The organism is Fictibacillus sp. S7 (assembly GCF_004127935.1).
Lineage (GTDB): Bacteria > Bacillota > Bacilli > Bacillales > Fictibacillaceae > Fictibacillus_C > Fictibacillus_C enclensis.
In genome coordinates, this window is sequence record NZ_QJKL01000001.1 from 4,307,213 (window position 1) to 4,324,008 (window position 16,796).

At 37.4% G+C, this 16,796-nt stretch carries 19 protein-coding genes; 17 read left to right on the top strand and 2 right to left on the bottom strand.

From position 1 onward, the window contains the following. Positions 1-63 precede the first annotated feature (63 nt). On the bottom strand, positions 64-1,098 hold the full coding sequence (locus tag DMO16_RS21870) for an ImmA/IrrE family metallo-endopeptidase (protein WP_164988989.1): 1,035 nt from the start codon (positions 1,096-1,098) through the stop codon (positions 64-66). After that, positions 1,076-1,471, bottom strand: coding sequence for a helix-turn-helix domain-containing protein (locus tag DMO16_RS21875; RefSeq protein WP_129480027.1), 396 nt, complete (start codon positions 1,469-1,471; stop codon positions 1,076-1,078). Before DMO16_RS21875 ends, DMO16_RS21870 begins: the two co-directional genes overlap by 23 nt. 120 nt (positions 1,472-1,591) lie before the next feature. Between DMO16_RS21875 and DMO16_RS21880 the strand changes: the two genes are divergently transcribed. From DMO16_RS21880 to DMO16_RS21960, 17 genes are all read left to right on the top strand, one after another. Further along, a complete protein-coding gene (locus DMO16_RS21880) occupies positions 1,592-1,864 on the top strand; it encodes a helix-turn-helix transcriptional regulator (protein ID WP_241840627.1) in 273 nt (90 codons plus the stop codon). 60 nt (positions 1,865-1,924) lie between these two features. Beyond that, complete coding sequence (locus tag DMO16_RS21885) at positions 1,925-2,227, top strand: group-specific protein (protein WP_129480029.1); 303 nt, start codon at positions 1,925-1,927, stop codon at positions 2,225-2,227. 26 nt (positions 2,228-2,253) lie between these two features. Continuing rightward, positions 2,254-3,138 carry a phage replisome organizer N-terminal domain-containing protein gene (locus tag DMO16_RS24445; RefSeq protein WP_164988990.1) on the top strand — a complete coding sequence of 295 codons (885 nt, stop codon included), beginning with the start codon at positions 2,254-2,256 and terminating at the stop codon, positions 3,136-3,138. Continuing rightward, entirely contained in the window at positions 3,038-3,952 is a 915-nt protein-coding gene (locus tag DMO16_RS21895) for a DnaA ATPase domain-containing protein (RefSeq protein ID WP_129480030.1), read from the top strand. Before DMO16_RS24445 ends, DMO16_RS21895 begins: the two co-directional genes overlap by 101 nt. A 549-nt stretch (positions 3,953-4,501) precedes the next feature. After that, entirely contained in the window at positions 4,502-4,765 is a 264-nt protein-coding gene (locus DMO16_RS21900; RefSeq protein ID WP_129480031.1) for a hypothetical protein, read from the top strand. Between the two features lie 315 nt (positions 4,766-5,080). Then, positions 5,081-5,494: a hypothetical protein gene (locus DMO16_RS21905; RefSeq protein ID WP_129480032.1), complete on the top strand. Its 414-nt coding sequence runs from the start codon at positions 5,081-5,083 to the stop codon at positions 5,492-5,494. 14 nt (positions 5,495-5,508) lie between these two features. Continuing rightward, on the top strand, positions 5,509-5,688 hold the full coding sequence (locus DMO16_RS21910) for a hypothetical protein (protein WP_129480033.1): 180 nt from the start codon (positions 5,509-5,511) through the stop codon (positions 5,686-5,688). Positions 5,689-5,760: 72 nt separating this feature from the next. After that, positions 5,761-6,039, top strand: a complete 279-nt coding sequence (locus DMO16_RS21915) for a hypothetical protein (protein WP_129480034.1) — start codon at positions 5,761-5,763, stop codon at positions 6,037-6,039. A gap of 86 nt (positions 6,040-6,125) precedes the next feature. Continuing rightward, positions 6,126-7,238: a hypothetical protein gene (locus DMO16_RS21920; protein ID WP_129480035.1), complete on the top strand. Its 1,113-nt coding sequence runs from the start codon at positions 6,126-6,128 to the stop codon at positions 7,236-7,238. 46 nt (positions 7,239-7,284) lie between these two features. Then, positions 7,285-9,807 carry a VirD4-like conjugal transfer protein, CD1115 family gene (locus DMO16_RS21925; RefSeq protein WP_129480036.1) on the top strand — a complete coding sequence of 841 codons (2,523 nt, stop codon included), beginning with the start codon at positions 7,285-7,287 and terminating at the stop codon, positions 9,805-9,807. Next, positions 9,804-10,001: a hypothetical protein gene (locus DMO16_RS21930; RefSeq protein ID WP_129480037.1), complete on the top strand. Its 198-nt coding sequence runs from the start codon at positions 9,804-9,806 to the stop codon at positions 9,999-10,001. The genes DMO16_RS21925 and DMO16_RS21930 overlap by 4 nt, the downstream gene beginning before the upstream one ends. 33 nt (positions 10,002-10,034) lie before the next feature. Then, positions 10,035-12,119 (top strand): pLS20_p028 family conjugation system transmembrane protein, encoded by a 2,085-nt coding sequence (locus DMO16_RS21935; RefSeq protein ID WP_129480038.1) that lies wholly within the window; start codon positions 10,035-10,037, stop codon positions 12,117-12,119. A gap of 17 nt (positions 12,120-12,136) precedes the next feature. Next, a complete protein-coding gene (locus DMO16_RS21940; protein ID WP_129480039.1) occupies positions 12,137-12,427 on the top strand; it encodes a DUF5592 family protein in 291 nt (96 codons plus the stop codon). 14 nt (positions 12,428-12,441) lie between these two features. Further along, positions 12,442-13,095 (top strand): hypothetical protein, encoded by a 654-nt coding sequence (locus tag DMO16_RS21945; RefSeq protein WP_129480040.1) that lies wholly within the window; start codon positions 12,442-12,444, stop codon positions 13,093-13,095. A gap of 16 nt (positions 13,096-13,111) precedes the next feature. Then, on the top strand, positions 13,112-15,076 hold the full coding sequence (locus DMO16_RS21950; protein ID WP_129480041.1) for a VirB4 family type IV secretion system protein: 1,965 nt from the start codon (positions 13,112-13,114) through the stop codon (positions 15,074-15,076). Between the two features lie 4 nt (positions 15,077-15,080). Continuing rightward, positions 15,081-16,178, top strand: coding sequence for a bifunctional lytic transglycosylase/C40 family peptidase (locus DMO16_RS21955; RefSeq protein WP_129480042.1), 1,098 nt, complete (start codon positions 15,081-15,083; stop codon positions 16,176-16,178). An 11-nt stretch (positions 16,179-16,189) separates the two neighbouring features. After that, positions 16,190-16,792, top strand: a complete 603-nt coding sequence (locus DMO16_RS21960) for a hypothetical protein (RefSeq protein WP_129480043.1) — start codon at positions 16,190-16,192, stop codon at positions 16,790-16,792. Positions 16,793-16,796: the final 4 nt, after the last annotated feature.

The following is a 16,796-nucleotide window of genomic DNA, read 5'->3' on the forward strand; positions in this document are numbered from 1 at the left end:
TCCTCTATTCTAGTTTTTTTATTTAAGAAGAGCTGATTAAAAAACAGTTAGAAATTTTTAAGTTCAATTCTCCATTTCTTTTAATAATCCATCAGCAAAGTATGTAGAGGATGATCCGCATCTGTGACAATAACGAGATGTCTTATCAAGTATTTCTCCACAACCTCCATGAAAATCATGCCATTTATTATTTCTCTTTGAATCTTGGTATGAAGATCCCGTACATTTGTTTAATAAAAAAATACCGCAGATATTGCAATAATTTGATTCGGAAGGTAAATAGCCATTTTCGCACTTCGGGCATACCTTTTGAGTCTTGTTCAAGTTTTGGTTTGTTAATATACCTAAATTTATCAAATCATTTCGGCAAATATTTTCTTCTTTTGTTAGATTATTGCTGCCGCAACATGGACAAAAATCTACCTGAGCATTTGAAAAGAGATAATTACAGCTCAAGCATCGTTGAGTATTCTTAATCTTAAAAATGAATTCTTGAAATAATTGGATAACTGGATGGCTAGGAGAATACTTAATACCAAATTGAGCACCTTGCTTTATAAACTTATATACATTTATAGAAGCCTCACTTGATATGTCGCATAAATTAGAAATGTCATTTGGGTCATTGATCTTTAGTTCGTTTAAGACTGGAGGAGGGGCTAATAGTTCTCTTGCGAAGCAGTTTGCTTCACTTTCGAATTCGTTGTATTCATCTTCTGTAAGTGAACTTCTAGCCAAGGAAGAATTATTGCTGATTTTGTTATGTTTCATGACATAATGTCCAAGTTCATGGGCAAGAGTCCACCTTTTCCTGCCCTTACTAGGTATCTTATCGTTGTATAAAATCAAATACTCATCTAAGGATTCATAATATAAACAGCATCCTTCATGACTGTTTACGAGATTACAAACTTCTTTATGTGAAAATCCTCTCTTTTTTGCAAACCAAGAATAAGTTCTTATTTTGAGATTCGGGAAACTGTATGCAATTTGTTTCACCCGAACAGGCAATTCTTTTACGGTACTATTCTTTAAAACATCATCTGCAGATTTCTGGGCTTTAACGAAGTCGGCTTTATAAGTCGTCTTCTTCGTCAAATTCATCACCCTCTTCATTTTCTGTATCTAAAAATGAAAGTTTCAGCATTTTTATCATATTTTCCATTCTTTCTCTGTCTTTACCTGTAAGTTTATTTCTTTGTCTTTGAATTTGCTTAAGATCATTATCATCCAGTGAGATATTTGAATATGGGTTATTCGTGCTGCCTAAAAGGTAATCAGTTGTTACGTTAAAAATATTCGACATTTCTAGTAAGACATTTCCTGGTGGGACGACCCTGCCTGATTCGTAATTTGCCACGTTAGATCTTTTCATATCTAATTTTTGTGCTAATTCTTCTTGTGAAAATTCATTTTCCTGTCTGCATCTTTTTATGCGTGTTCCAATTAATTTCTTTCTTTCAGTATCCATTACAATTCCTCCAAGACAAAATATGTTTATTAAAATGACGTTTTTATCATTGACGTGCTTTAAAGTGTGTGTTATGGTTTGTGTGTCAACTAAAAACACAATATAAAGAGAGGTGATATTTTGAATAACGTAAAGCTTCGCCGATCGCGCTTTCGCTTTTTACGTAAGAAGTTCAATATTACCCAACGTCAGTTATCTATCGATTTAGATGTTAGTGAAAGCCACATTCGGAATATTGAAAGTGGAAGAGGTAATCCAGATGCAAAGCTATTATTTAGATTAACAAAGTATTTTAACACAACACCGGAATACTTATTTCCAGATTTAGCTGACGTAGCCATCAAAAAGTTTACTAAAAAAACATGTTGTCATTATTATAAACGTCCAGTTTAATTACTACAACACCGGCTGTCACACCGGCTGTCATAGTTTTAATAAAGAGGAGGTTTTCTAATGTCTAATCAATCTGTGCAAATAGAAAGATCCCCTAAACTAATTGAAGTACAAGTGGATGAAGAAGCAATCAAGCGAATGTACCATGAAGCAATTGAAAGAAGAATTGAGAAGCTGGAAAATGATTTAGTTTATTGGGATTCTAATGAGTTAAAAAGGCGCACTTGTATGAGCTGGAATACTATTCTTAATAATTTTTTCTTTGAAAAGGATTTTCCAAAAATCAAAGTAGGTGGTAAGTGGTATTTTCCGGCCACAGAAACAAAAAAGTTTTTAACACAGTGGCTATATCAATTAAAGTAAATTCGTGCAGTTAAGGAGTGAGTTTAATGGCAGAAGTTAAATGGATTAAACTAAGTGTTCAGATGTTTGAAGACGAAAAAATCCGATTAATTGAGAGTATGCCTGAAGCTGATATGCTGCTTATCATTTGGGTAAAGCTCCTTGCTCAAGCTGGTAAGACTAATGCAAATGGCTATATCTACTTAAATGAAAAAGTTCCTTACACAGATGAAATGTTGGCTACGATATTTAATCGGCCGCTAAATATTGTACGACTTGCTCTTAAAACATTCCAAGACTTTGACATGATTGAGATGACCGATGATCAATTCATTGCGATCAGCAACTGGGAGAAACACCAAAATGTTGAAGGGCTAGATAAGATCCGCCAGCAGACCAGAGATAGAGTAGCCAAACATAGGGAAATGAAAAAGCTTCAAGCTGGTAACGATACAGGTAACGTTACACTAACGCAAGGTAACGCAACAGATATAGAAGTAGAAATAGATACAGACATAAATATAGAAAAAGAATTAGATAAAAGAAATAATCGTAAAAACAACGGATCAAAAAACTCTAAAGTTCATGAATATTACCATTCAAATATCGGCAAAGCGAATGCTCAAACCCAAAGAGAATTAAAAGTATGGATAGAAATATTGAATGAAGAGCTGGTAATGGAAGCTTTGAAACGCTCGGTTGCAGCAAAAAAAGCATCATGGTCTTACGCAAGAGGTATCCTCTCGAACTGGGTGAAAAGCTACGTTCAAAATTTATCGGATGTGGAAGTACTGGATAACAATTTCGCTAAAAAGCGTAAGGAGGGTGAACATGGCAAGCCGTCTGAACAACATTATCGAAACACTACGCCAGAAGCATTTACAATCACCGGTGGGCAGGTGGGAAGGATTGGAAGAGGAAGACAAGCCTAACTGCTCCATTTGCAATGACAAGGAGATTGTCATCTATCGGGTACACAAAGATACAGAATGGCAGTGGAATGAGACCTTGCAATCTTGCGTTCCAGTCAGTAGAGTTCTAGAAGTTGATTACCATCTTGGGAGGGTTTGTTCTCCTGAGGATGCTTGGGAATGGCACGACAGTTACTCAGAAAGGTGCAGTTGTGTTAAACAGAAAAGCATTAAGAACTTGCTGCAGTCCTCTGAAATTACGGAGCAGTTTAGGAAACATGAATTTAAAAGCTTTGTCACCGAAGGAAAGGACCAAGTGATAAAGGACGCCTATCAATGTGCACAAGAATACATTACGGATTTTGGCGATATTAATAGAAGCAGAACCAACAGCATTGCCTTACTAGGACAACCCGGCAGTGGGAAAACCCATTTGCTCACAGCTATAGCCAATCACTTAATGATTAATAAGCAAATATCGGTTCTTTACTTTCCTTACGTCGAGGGTTTTGACGATCTAAAAGATGATTTCGAAAAACTTGAAGAGAAGATGAATAGAATGAAAAAGGTAGATATGTTGTTTATAGACGATCTCTTTAAACCGGTGGGAAGAAGCAGACGGCCAAGAGCCACTGAATGGCAGATCGAAAAAATGTATGCCCTTATCAACTACCGTTACTTGAATCATCTTCCAATCTTAATTTCTTCTGAGTTAACGGTAGATGAATTGGAGGATATTGATGAAGCTTTAGGAACTCGTATTTATGAAATGTGTAAGCATTATATGGTACTTATTCTAGGAGAAAAAAAGAGGTTAAACCAGAGGCTCAGTTAGAAAAATGCCTGTATTTCATTTTATGAGGGTATCAGCAAGACAGTTTATTTAACTGATGATTACCGTTTAATTCATGCAATGTGGCCACGTGGGTGAATTGTCTGGGTAGTTCTGAACACCATTTATTAGTTTTTTGAAATATTTTTATAATTCACTTAATACAAAAGACCTGTTTTTCCTGTTATCTATTACCTATACAGTAAAAATATAGTACAATGCTGTCGAGTGTACAAATCAAAAAAATATCCTCTTTTATTGTAGAATAATCGGGATTTGAAGCTCGTTTTTCCTATCCTTAAACATTTTAATATGATTACACCTCAGAAATTGGCGAATATCCCAATCTAATAACCATTTTTGCTTCCCAAAGAAGAAATCAAAAAATCTAGGTTTCATAATGATGATTCATTTAACTTCATGGATGGTAATTCATCTCGCAAAATATCTTTTGATAATGTCCACACGTTTAAGTTGGAGAAAGAGAAGCCTCCCACTTTAAGCTTCAAAAGTTAAATGTTATGCGATTAAACATGAAAGGAGTGATCTGTTATGGCTGTAAAAAGATTAACCTACCTTGATTTAAAAGACGCAAAAAGCATTAGAACCTTTAACAACGAGACATATATTTTAAAAGGGACACTTGCGGTAGATGAAGAGAATGGGAATATTGAAAAGCTGGCGGATATTTATTATCGAGTAAGAACAGCCATTGGACAAGACGAACAGATCATTGCAAAACGCAAAAACACATTTGACGAGTTGTTACAGGTAAATTCGAACAAAAGATTTGCAAAAAAGAAATACAAACCTTGAAGTGATCGTGGCAGCAACATGTGTTCAGAATGAACTCCATAAAACTGAATATAAGTGCCTTCCTCTAAAGCAGACACATAGGGGTTCGGTTAACAGAAAAGGTTAGGCGAGTGATTCCTAAAACTGGTCGGTGTCGAATTATTCCGTACAGGTTCTTCGTATAATGCCAAAAACGATGTGCTTTGTTGGGCAGAGACATCAGTTATCTCTGACAATCCAACATAGGGTTCTGTTCCAGCCATAAACAGATTTAAAATTTTTGCAATTTCTGATTAGGTGTTGCTGCCACGACATCTTCCCGAAAGGGTGACTACATTGAAAAAACAACTTCTCCTTGGGTTCATCGCCATTTTTTTTATTCTTGCAGCATGTGGAAAAGACAGTACATTTACTGATATGAATTTTGATGAATTAAAAAGCTTTGTTACGGATAAAGAAACAGGATTTATTTTCTTTGGGTACGACCAAGACGATCTAGACAAAAACAAAGAGCATGTTAGTAAGGCGTTAGAGAAGAATGACTCCAATAGCCGTTTCTTCAATTATCGTAAAGAAGTATCAAATAAGCAGTCCCAGACGTTCAAAAAAGATACGGGAACAGAACAATCCAGGGATTCATTAGGTTATTACGAAAAGGGAGTTTTAATGGCTGAATTTGAAATGCCAAATAATTGGACTGATGAAAAAGTGAAGGATTTAAATAAATTCATAAGCCAAATTAGCGAATAAGAGGAGTGGATACTATGAGTGAAAGGGTTAATGCAAAACTGCTAAAGAAACAAAAGGAAAAAGTTGAAAAGCTTATGTCTGTTTTCGGTACCGATTATAATGATTGGCTTTTTGAACAACATGAGAAGTATTTGAAAGAAAATAACGACCGGGCTTTAGAAGAATTGTTGAAAATAAAAGAACAATATTCATAAAAAACAAACACCCTTAGATGAGCATGATCGAGAAGAACAAGCTAACAATAAGATTCCAGTGGAGGGATAAAGATGTTAGATCTGTTAAATCACATGGTGTTGGGTGCAGCTGATGGAATGGACGGTCTAATCAAAACCGGAACTTCGATTCTTAAATGGGCGCAGCGTTTGGGCTTAATTGGAGCAGCTATTGCGTTTTGTATCGGTGGTTACTACCTAATGCTTGGTGGAGATCGAGGTCGTGGTCGTTCAGTAGGATGGTTCATTGGTGGAGCAGTGGGATTGGTCATTGTAATGGGAGCGTACGGTTTGGCATCTGGAATAGATAGTAATATAAAATTTGGCGGGTAAAAAATGCTGAAATAATCTTAATTTATAGGAAAGAGCTCACTTGAACCAAGTTGAGCTCTTTTTATTTTATTGAAGGGTGTGACGGTATGCTGCAGGTTGTATTTACTGAACTAAATGATAATAGCATGAAAAAATTTGAACGAATTGATTTTGTAGAAGCTGTAAAACAAACCTTGATATTGGAGCAGAAGTACCGAGAAGAAAAGAAAATAATAAGTGGAAGCTTTTATCTAATTGAAAGTGAAAATGATAGCACAGCACTTTATACTGGGACCTTCAAATTTGGTTCAAGGTATGCCCCGAATCTATACATTCACATTAAGAAGAAGCTGGAAGAAATAAAAATGAACCGGCAGCAGCAAAGAGACCGTATAGAATTGATTGCAAAAATGGAAGATGCATTGCCAGAGATTTATAAAAAAGAAGAAGTGATTGAGAATGCGCATTTGCTTAACCTCAATGTTAGCCGCATCTCGAGATTGAAGAAATGGCAGAGACGTTCGATTTATGCTCTGACTGGAATACTAGGTTTAGCGTTAATCGGTACGATCTTCTACATGGTCATGATTGTAGCACAATACGATGTGGCTTATTCAAAAGAACAGGATAAAGTGGCTGCTCAAGATAAACAATTGGATATTTATGCACAAGGACTGTTAGGAAAACATGATGCGTTATTAGATTATTTTAAAGCAAATAAAATTAACCTGAGTGACGAAGAAAAGAAGATCTACGCCAATTTATTATTAAAAGACAGAAAGTACAAAGAGTTGGTTTCCCTGTACAACAACGATTCAGGCTATATTGCAACCATAATCTCAAAGCAGGATGACATCAATGCTCTAAGAGCATTTCATAAAGACTTTCCTTCGAATGAAAGCACGTTTGATCTTCTTTATGCTGATAAGAAATACAAAGAGTTGTTAGCCGTGAAAGATGTTGATATGACCGTTAAAAGAAGTGAAATGAAAACCTATGCATTGATTAAAACAGGGAAAATTGAAGAAGCAAATGCTGAACTTGCCAATAACAATAACAAGGATCTAAAAGCTAAGATAACTCAATATGAAAAGTTATCGAAAGAATTAAAGGAATTTAACGAGGCGATAAAGATGGCTAAAGATAGCAAAAAAGCGAAAGAAGTTAAGGCTTTATCAAAGAAGAAAACCGATTTGGAGAAACAATTTAACGCCATTTAAAGGATGCTCTTAATGAGTGTCCTTTTTTAAATCGAAGGAGGAAGCTATGACTAAGGTTTTTTCTCAAAAAAAGACAGTCTTCTTCATTGGTCTTATGGTATTCACGCTTGCTTTCACACTGATTAATGGTTTCGTTAATGTTGTTACTAAAACCATTATGACAATTCTCAACACAAAAGACGTTCTCAATCCCGAGCCTGTACAGATAAACTGGAGTACATTTTTTGGCTTGCATTTCAAATCCTTAGCGATTTATGGAGCAGTTGCTTTAATTGCTCTCATCTGTTCAAGCATAGTGGTTTACAAAGTCCGTTCAAACTTCCGTTCACTTGAAGATGGGCAAAAAGGAACGTCCAGGTTTACTACACTTGAAGAATTAAAAAAGCAATACAAGGCTGTACCTGAAAAAACTCTAGAATTTGAAGGTAGAGGTGGTGTTCCGGTTTCACGGTATAAAAACAAGTTGTTTATAGATTATAGCCCTGTCAATAACCTTTGGATCGGTACCACACGTTCTGGTAAGGGTGAGATTGGAATGTTCAGTATGATTGACATTTACAGTCGCGCGAAGCAGAAGGCTTCCTTGATAATGAATGATCCCAAAGGAGAATTGTATTCTGCATCAAAAGAAACGCTGGAAAAACGGGGTTACCATGTGGAAGTTTTAAATCTGATGAAACCAATGGAAAGCATGTCTTACCAAATACTCCAACTTGTAATAGATGCATACAAACAAAAAGACTTTTCAAATGCTCAACAGCTCGCCCAGTCCATCAGTTACATGCTCTACTATGATCCGCAAGCAAAAGATAAATTTTGGCAGGAATCATCCATCTCCCTTTGTAACGCGTTAATCCTGGCTATATGTGATAAGTGTATTCGAGAAAACAAGGATGAACAAATTACAATGTACAGCGTGGCGAATATGCTTACCAACTTAGGAACTAAAAAAATCGTTGATGAAGAGACAGGGATAGAAACCGATGCCCTCGATGATTACTTTTCAAAGCTACCTCCTGATAATGTTGCAAAGATGCAATATGCCACTCTAAATTTCTCTTCTGGTGTAACTAGAGCAGGAATCTTAGCAAATACGTCCGCAAAACTAGGGATATTCACCTTAGATGCACTAGCAAAGATGACGTCAAAAAGCAGTTTTGATTTAAAGCGAATAGGATTTGGGCGAAACGTGGTAGGTTTCGCTACTCCATTGACAAGAATCCATATCGTTTTTTCAAATGGAGAAATGGAATCGGTTAAAACGGATGTGAATGGAAGATTTGAGATTAACTTTGTTAATGAGATACACGAGGGAGACACTTTATTACTCAAAGAAAAAGGAATGGAAAATGGATTGAAGGTTCATGTGAAGGAGATTGATCCTAACACTGGCAAAGTAAAGGTCATGTGTACCGAGGACATGGGAAGTATTCGGATTGAAAAAATGGATTACTTTATCAAGCCGACTGCCGTCTTTATGATCACTCCGGATTATGATGCCTCTTTGCATGTCATTGCTTCACTCTTTGTTAAACAGCTTTATACAGAGCTTGCGAAAAACGCTTCTGTCGCTAAAGGAAACAAATGCTTACGTGAAGTCGTTTTTATACTGGATGAATTCGGAAACATGCCGGCTATTGAAGGTATGAGTAACATAGTAACGGTTTGTTTAGGCCGCAACATAAGGTTCAACCTTGTCATTCAAGCATACAGCCAGTTAAAAGAGAAATATGGAGATGGATGGGAGACCATTGATGGAAACTGTGGCAACACGATCTATATCTTGACTACGGATACGGCCACAGCTGAAAAAATCGCTAGCAAGTTAGGTGATCAAACCATTACGACAAAAAGTAGAAGTGGTGGCACACTTTCTTTCGACAAAAGTAAAACAGAAAGCGTAGACGCCAGAAAGCTGCTCAATGCGAATGAGTTAATGCAGTTGCAGGAAGGAGAAATGGTCGTTATCCGAATCATTAAACGACAAGATTTAAGCAAAAAAAGAATTACGCCATATCCGATCTTTAATACCAAAGATACCGCCATGAAATATAGGTGGGAGTATCTCTCTGAATACTTTGATACCAGTAAATCCATTAATGACATCGATATTCCTTGTTTACATGCAAATGTTGATCTAAAAACCTTAGTTATTGATTTTGATGATACCTATGTAAGGCAGGAGGTCAAGGAATCACCTGTTGCACAAGAAGCCTTGGTAAAACAAGAAGTGGCTGCAACTGCTGAAGTCAAAGGGAAGGAAAGTGACATTAGCATATCGGAACCCTTTAGCTCCCCAGATTCGAAAGAAAAGGATTCTCTTCAGTGGAAGGAAATGAATGTGAAAACCTTCTTTCAAAATGATAATGCCATTGTAATCATTGAAAGAAGTGTGGCCAATGTTGTTGATTTACAAATGCCTGACATTCAAGAGATGAACATCATTGATTTTATGGATTTGCTTGAGAACATGGTTGATAACAACGTCCTAAAATCAAATATTCATGCTGCCCTAAAAGGCAAGTTCAAAAGATTAATAAGTCAATATGAAGGAGGGACTTCAGATTGAAATATGAGATCTTGGCTTTGTTAGAAGAACACAAGGAAAACATTTTGAACGATGGAAAAGTCCTCGTTGTTTCTCTTGATGACGGCGTATGTACAATCGAACAAGGATTGGATGAAGCACCTTTCATTATTAAAGTTGAAAAATTTGATAAAAAGTATCCCATGACAATCCATGAGTTTTTAGATCTGAAATGACTTGTGTTGTTGTTTCAATGAGGGAGTGAGGATATGAGTGATAAAGAAATATTAGACGTCCTTCTAAAGTTTGGGGATAACCTATCAGACGGTTGGATTATTATGGACGTCTTCAGAAGCTTGGGTTGGGTCATCATACTTGGTCTAGGATGGTTGGTTGATAGTCTCGAGAATGTAACAGATTCCATACTCGGATTAAAGACGTTCTTCGCTGATAGTGACATATCTGGTCTTGTTCAAATGCTTAAGCCACTATCAGTAATCTTGATGGCCTTTTCGCTGCTTTATACGGGCTACTTGCTTATCTTTCAAAAGAAGATTGATAGAGAAGGCATCATTATTAATGTCTTTCTTGCATTAGTCGTAATTGCCTTGTTAGGGTCCGGTATGAATAAAGCCGATCATTTCACAAATGATGCGGTAACAGCACTTAATGGAAAAGAAGAGGGAAGCTTGGCAGACACCATCATAAAAGATGGAATCATTGATGTTGCTCTCTATGACTTGCAAGAATGGAAAAAGCCAGATATCAACCCCATAAACCAGATACCAAAAGAAAATATCCGAGACATTGACATTAATTCTTATTTAACTGATGGAACAAAATTGACGAAGGATAAAGAGTTGTCCAACAATGGCGTGGATATTTTGTCTAAGAAATTAGACACATTGGGAGATGGCTCGCATGGGCTTCAGGATTTGGACGATGGGAATTTCATTACCGATATTACCAAGGAATATTACTACCGATATACAGTGCATTGGTTCACAATCATGGTTACTTTAGCGATTACGGCATTTACATTGCTGACTATAGCTATCAAGCTAGCAAAGTTATTTTTTGAATTAGCATTCAACTATGTGTTAGCAACCATTATTGCCCCAGCTGACATCCATTCAGGACAAAAGACGAAACAAATCATACAAAACATTCTAAATATCTTTCTTGTGACCATAATGATTTTTCTATCCATGAAAATCTACATCATTGGGACAGTATTTATTGACGACAAATTAGACGGTTTGCCCTATTTGATTGCCCTGTTTGCTTTTTCTCTTGCAGTAATTGACGGACCAAATATTGTGGAGCGTTTATTCGGAATTGACGCCGGACTGAAGTCTGGTTGGGGAGCATTAGCAGGCGCTTACGCTGGAAGTAAAGGGTTAAGCCATGGAGTCAAGGGATTATCGAGTGCTGGTAAATCAGCTGCATTGAAAGGCATAGGTGGGGCGGCAGGTGTGGCTGGCATGGCCCAGGGATTAAGAAAAAGTGAAGATAAACGACAGGAAAAAAGTAATGAAACTTCAAAAAACAACCCGAACGGAAAAGGTGACAATCAAAACAAAGACGTAAATAAGGAGAAAAATCAGAATGGAGAAACCGACCAAGGAAAAGGATCTGAAGAGCTTAATGCTGGGCGAGAAGAGGTAGCTTCTTCATTAGAACACGAAATGAACCATCAGGAGCAACAGAAGAATGACCAGGCCAAAGGAGGTAATCTTCCGCCAGGGCTATATCAAGAGATGGCGGCCAACGGAAAACAAGGCAGCAAGGAACTTCAATCCAATTCAAACATGAGTAAAAATGATCAAAATAAGTCAGGTGCTGTGAATAATACGCCTTCTAGCTCTTCTAGCAACAGCATGAGTGGAAATGTGGCGAAACAGGTTTCACATGCTTCTCAAGGATCTGGAGGCTCTTATAGCAGTGGTTCTAATACTAGTGTATTCGGTTCCGAAAACACAGGATCCATTCGTACAGAAGTAGTTAATGATTCACCTGGAGGCCAAGTTAGTACAGTAAGTCCGCAAAGTTCAGCTCCGTCCTACGGTGGAAGTGATCATGTTATGGAGAGCCAGCCAATATCCAGAGGAGGTTCTTTAAGTGATACAAGGGATTTAACTCCTGTTAGCTCGATTGGCCCTACAAGCTCTTCCCCTACGAATGAGCGTAGAACAACTGAAAGTGTACGGGAAACAAGGCATGTTGGACAGGCCATGTCAGATAAAGTCAAAAGCAACCGTTCCTTTCAAAAAGTCCAACAATCGTACCAAATCGGCCAAAATACCGGAGAGAGTGTTAGAAAGAAAATAGCAAGCTATAGGAAGAATAAATGAAAAAGGGGTGAATCGGCTTGGCTAACTACAGAATACCAAAGGAGATCACAACTGAATTAAAAATCAACAAAGCCTTATACTTGTTTGATTTACTCTTCATGGTAGCTCTACTGGTACTCGCCATGGTACTGGGAAACGTGGTTCATTCCTCTCTTAAGATCCCATTTTATTTGTTCATGGGGTTTATTGGAATCGTTTTAATAATACGCCCTTACACTAACCCTAAAAAGAGAATGTACCAGGCGATTGTAATTGCCTTCTCAAGAAGAAAGGACACGTATTGCGCAATAGATAAACCGGACGAATAGGATGGTGATTGCTAATGCCTAAGCTAAAGAAACATGATGAAAGACAACCTAAATCTGTGTTTGTTGAGAAGAATTCGAATTACGGTACGGAAACAACCATATTCGATGAAAAAAACCTTAAGAGAATACAAGAAAAGAAAGAAAAAAAGGTGAAGATCAAGTCCAGCATTACGGACATAATTCCGGTCATTGATATGACTGCCAACGGATACTTTGAACTTCGACAAAACGAATATTTGGAAATCGTTCAGTTGACATCAAAAGACATCTATTCCTTGAACACCGAAGATAAGAATCACGATATTTACTCATTCGCGTTTTTCTTGCAGTCCTATTTGGATGACATTAAATTGGTCCCATTGAATTTCCCTGTAGATACCAGTGTTCAGCAAAGCTTCATTCAAAGAAAAATAGAGAGAACTAAAAACCCATTGTATATCCCATTTCTACAAAAAAAGTTAAAAGAGCTGCAGTTCATTGAAAGCAACCGAACAAACAGAGAGTATTACCTCTTCCTCTATTCGGATAACGAATACACACTCTTAAATAAAGTGAATCAGGTGAAACGACTATTACAAAGGACGTGTCCAATCATTGAGCTTTCTGACGAAAAAAAAATCAATATCCTCTATAAATTGAACAACCTTAATTCTAAAAACAAAAACTAGGAAGGAGCAGCGCGTTATGGGAATATTAACAACTGTTTTTTCTAGATTCAAGAATGAGGAAGAAACAATAACGGACAAAGAAAAATATGGATATAATCCTTACCTGGTATCTGAAATCCAACCTCAAGGTGGAATCAAGTTTGAAGAGGCGTATCTGAGAAAGGGAGATGGATATGAAACCTGCATACATGTCTACGATTATAATTCCATCGTTTCGGACCTCTGGCTTGAACCTATCGTTAACATGCCGAATGTAGTAGCTACCATTGATATTTCGACGCCAAACCGAAAAGAGATCGTCGAATCGATTAACAAATCAATGGCAGAGCAAAACGTAAGGCACGAAACGGCAAAGGATAATATCGACCGTATCGATGCCCGGGAGAGTTATACAGAATTAAGCGATATGTATGATGCGATAACTCAAGGTGAAGTAATGAAACGAGTTCACCTTCGATTGTATGTGAATGCAAAAACAATTGATGAATTAGAAAAACTTACAAAGGAAGTTATGGAGAATTTAGAAGCTCAAAACTTTAGAGGCAGTGTGTTTTTAAATGAACAGGAATACGAGTGGGAGGGTTTGTTAACCAGCTACACCACACAATTAAAATACACCAATAAACGAAAAGGAAAAGAGATTCCTTCGCTGTCGATTGCAGGCGGTTTTCCTTTTCACTTCACTTCTCTCGATGATCCGTATGGAACGCATTATGGAACAACAGCGACAAGGGGAAATGTGATTTTTGACTTGTTTCACAAGGATTCACAACGGAAATTTTATAACGCGTTAATGATTGGAAAGATGGGCTCCGGTAAAAGTACGATGTTAAAAAAGGTCGCGCACGATAATTCAATTAAAGGATATTATACGCGAATTCTGGATGTCACCGGAGAGTTTGAAGAGCTTACCAAGGAGTTAGGTGGAAAAGTAGTGGCTCTGGATGGGAGTTCTGGCTTAATTAACCCCCTTCAAGTTTATGCCACAGCAACCGATGATGATGGCAACGTTCTGCCAGAAGGAAGCTTTAGACAGCATTTGAGTAAGCTGAATGTGTTTTACCGTTTTCTTAATCCCGAGGCTACCGATGCTGAATTAAAAGAATATGAGAATCTGCTGCGGTCGCTGTATATCAAAATGGGCTTGTGGGATGAAAACAATCCTGCAGAGTCCACAATTACGTCTAGAAGGGCAGACGAATATCCGATATATACGGATTTTCTTTCTCTAGTTCAAGAAGAACTTTATGCAGATTTTAACAACAAAATCATTCATGAAAACCTAAGCGAACAGCGTAAAGATCGGTTGGAGTTAATTGAGTTAAATGTACAAAACATTGTGACGAACTATGCTCAGTTATTTAACGGACATTCCAGCATGGACAATATCAACAATGAACAAGTCGTATCTTTTCCTCTAAGGCACCTATCTGAGTTAAAACCGGAGATATTTCAAGCTCAAGTGTTTAACATCATGAACATGTTATGGGATGGAATGCTGATTAATGGTGCTCCACAACTCAGAGCATTCAATAAAAGACAACTGAGATTTGAAGATGCGACCCGTTACTTAATTCTCATTGATGAAGCACATCACATTATAAATACAAGAAAAGGGTCAGAGCATGGAGTCGAGTACCTCCAGCGATTTATGAGAGAAGCACGTAAATATTTTGGAGGGCTATTCTTTGCAAGCCATCTGATTACTGACTTTGTACCTGAGAATTCGGACAAGGGTACAGCTGAAGAAGTAAAGAAGCTTTTTGGACTTACACAATACAAAATCATCGGAGAACAAGACTCAGAATCCTTGAAAAAACTACAAGAAGTATTTACAAGTCAGTTAACCGATAGTGAAGTATCACAAATTCCATATCTAACGACAGGTGAAGTATTCTTATGCATTTCAGGAGTGAAAAACATAAAACTGAAGGTTGATATTTCTCAGGAAGAATTAGACGTTTTTGGTGGAGGTGCCTAATTAAATGCATGTTCTGGCATTAATCCCTAAAAAGTATTACGTCTGGGGAGGAATCATTTTATTAGCTGGAGTTCTCGTTTTAGGTATGGGGATTTTCACAGCATTTTTTGATGATTCAAAAGAAGAAGAGTATGGCACAGTCTTTGATCCAGAAGGATTAAACTTAGGAACACTCCCTCTTTCACCAATGGTTGAAAGGTATAGAAAAGATGTGGAAAGAGAGGCAAAAGCAAACGGAATACCACAGTATACCGATTTGATCCTTGCAAAAATGATGCAGGAATCTGGAGGAAGAGGTAAAGATCCCATGCAGGCTTCAGAGAGTCTTTGTGGGTACGTTGGTTGTATAAAGTCGCCTCAAGCCTCCATCAACCAAGGGGTGAAATACTTTAAAAAAATAATTGATCAAGCCGGTCATGATATTTTGCTAGGTTTACAAAGTTACAACTTTGGCGGAGGATTTATTGGCTACGCTAAAGAGTACAACGGAGGCAAATATTCGAAAGAATTAGCTATCGAATTTTCAAAAATGATGTATAAAAAATTAGCGTATACAGGCGTATATTCCTGTATTAGAGGTGATGCTGTTCCAGCAGGGGCGTGCTATGGCGATGTACTTTATGTAGACGCCGTATTGAGATACTACCATCCGAAAAGCGTTGCAGCATTAGAGAATATACCAGTTGGGGGCGGAAATGCTGTAGCCAGTGCGAAGGGGAAACTGAAGGCCGTATTAACGGAAGCCTATAAGTACAAAGGGATGTCTTATGTATTTGGAGGTAATAATCCTCAACAAGGATTTGACTGTTCTTCTCTCATGCAATGGATTTATAGGGAAGCCGGAGTGAACCTCCCCCGAACAGCAAATGAACAATTTAAAGCTTCAAAAAAAGTACAAAAATCTGATTTGAAGCCAGGGGACTTAGTATTCTTTACAAATACCTATAATGCAGGTGTCCCAGTTACTCATGTTGGGATCTATCTTGGAAATAACAAAATGTACGATGCCAATAGTGGAGGAGTTGGAGAAACGGACTTAACGAACTCCTATTGGAAATCTCATTTGTATGGCTTCGGAAGAGTTGCCGATTTTAAAGGCTAGGAAGTGGTGTAATGAATAGCATTAAGGTACTTAAGTCATTGGCTTTCTACTTTTTAATCATTTTGCTCGCAATCAATATCTTTCTGTTTATACAGCAGAAAAAGAAAGAAAAAAGTACAAAAGAAGTAGTGAGTCAGAACATAGAACTGAAAAATGAAAATGAAAACATGAAGAATAAAGTAAAGCTGTTTTCTCCCTCTGGAAGAGAACAGCACTACAATACCATGATTAAAGATACTAAAGAGTTTATGGATTTAGCGTATGTTCAGAAAAAAGAAGGCTACGAAGAAAGAAGAGAAAAAGCAAAACGATTAATGTCAAAAGAGTTACTTGACCGATTTTTTCCGGCAGATACAACCTACCAAGATCAAGTGGCAACCACGATTTATAACGATGAGTACTATGTGAAAAAATTAGAACCGGACCAAAAACGAATAGAGGTCATCGTTAAATTTAATCATGATCTAAAGTACTTAGCTACTGGAAATGTTGATAAAAGTCAACTCTTTGCGTTGGTCACCTTTAAATTAGAAGGGAACAAATGGATCGCTGAAAAAGTCGAAGATGTGGAGGCGGACAGCTCAAGCGTGGTGCAAAATAAATCTGAAAAGTAAGGAG